The sequence below is a fragment of the Mycobacterium simiae genome, from assembly GCF_008370645.1.
GTDB lineage: Bacteria > Actinomycetota > Actinomycetes > Mycobacteriales > Mycobacteriaceae > Mycobacterium > Mycobacterium simiae_A.
Map to the genome: position 1 here is coordinate 1 of NZ_VTZN01000370.1, position 1,668 is coordinate 1,668.

Below are 1,668 nucleotides of genomic sequence, written 5' to 3' on the forward strand. Positions count from 1 at the left end.
AGGTGTCGCGCCGGCCGGAGGCCACCTGGACAGATCCGCGGCCGCAGCAACCACCCCCACCCCCAGCAGCCCCTCGGCGTGCCATGTCCAGCCCGAAACCGATTGGGCTGGCCGTGAATACATCGACAACGTGCGGCGCCCGGTGGTATCGGGCGCGCCCACCACCAGTTGCACCTGCACCGCACCGAGCGGCGGCACCACCAACGGCGCCGATAAGGTTAATTCCTCCACCACGCCGCATCCGACCGCGTCGCCGGCCCGAACGGCCAGCTCGACGAACCCCGCGCCAGGGAACAGCACCACCCCAGACACCGCGTGGTCAGCTAACCACGGCTGAGCAGCCGTCGACAAGTGACCCGTCAACACCACTTCACCCGAGTCGGGTCGCTGCACCACTGCGCCCAACAACCCATGTTCGGCTCCGGCCAACCCGAGTCGGCGCACGTCGCCACCGGCGGCATCAAACTCGCTCAGCCAGAACCGGCGACGCACAAAGCCATACGTCGGCAGCGCCACCTGCCGGCCGCCTCCGATGACCGCAGCCCAGTCCACCTGTACACCTGCGACATGGGCCTGTCCCGCCGATAGCCAGAACCGTTGGAGTGCGCCGTCGTCGCGTCCCAGCGTCGGAACGACAGTCGCGTCGTTGGAATGCTCCTGGTTGGCCAGCGTCTCTTCGATGCTGGCGACCAGCACCGGATGCGGGCTGGATTCGACGAAAACCTGATATCCGTGGTCGAAGGCGGTATGGACGGCCTGCTCGAACTGGACCGTCTGCCGGATGCTTTTATACCAATACGCGGCGTCCAGACCGGCGGTGTCCATCAGTTCGCCTGTCACCGTGGAGATGAAGGCGAGCGATGAAGACCGGGGCGTGATACTCGCCAGGAGCCGAAGTAGCTCCGCGCGGATTGTCTCGACGTGGCCGGAGTGCGACGCGTAATCGACATCGATTCTGCGGGCCCGGACCTGGTCCGCCGCACATCGCTGGATGAGTTCGTTGAGGGCGTCCATGTCACCCGAGACGACGATCGACGAATTGCCGTTGATCGCCGCGATATTCAAACGGTCACCGGATGCGGCCACCAGCTCCTGCGCTCGTGAGAGTCCACACGCGATCGAGGCCATGCCGCCTGCCCCGGACAGCTGCGTTACTAACCGGCTGCGCAGCGCCACCACGCGTGCCGCGTCCTGCAACGACAGAGCTCCCGCCACGCATGCCGCTGCGATCTCGCCCTGCGAATGGCCAATGACCGCGTCAGGGATGACACCCGCGGAGCGCCACAACTCGGCCAAAGACACCATGATCGCCCACAGCACCGGCTGCACGACATCGACCCGATCCAGATCCGGTGCGCCTGGTGCTCGCCGAACGACGTCGATCAACGACCAGGCCACGTATTCGGCTAGCGCCTTGTCGCAGCGACGCATTTTTTCGGCGAATACCGTTGAGGTGTCGAGTAATTCGACTCCCATACCGGCCCACTGTGATCCCTGCCCGGGGAACACAAACACCGTCTTGCCCACCGGGCGGGCCCGACCCACCACCACACCGGCACCCGGCTCACCCGCCGCTACACCCGCAAGCTCGTCCAATATTCGCGCGCGGTCGGCGCCCACCACCACCGCCCGATGCTCAAAAAGCGAGCGGGTGGACACCAACGACCA

1 protein-coding gene is annotated in these 1,668 nt (G+C 65.9%); it reads right to left on the reverse strand.

All coding sequences use genetic code 11. The features are described 5' to 3' along the window. Positions 1-1,668 (reverse strand): acyltransferase domain-containing protein (locus F0Q45_RS25845; RefSeq protein WP_149656571.1); only part of this gene is annotated, 1,668 nt, incomplete at both ends.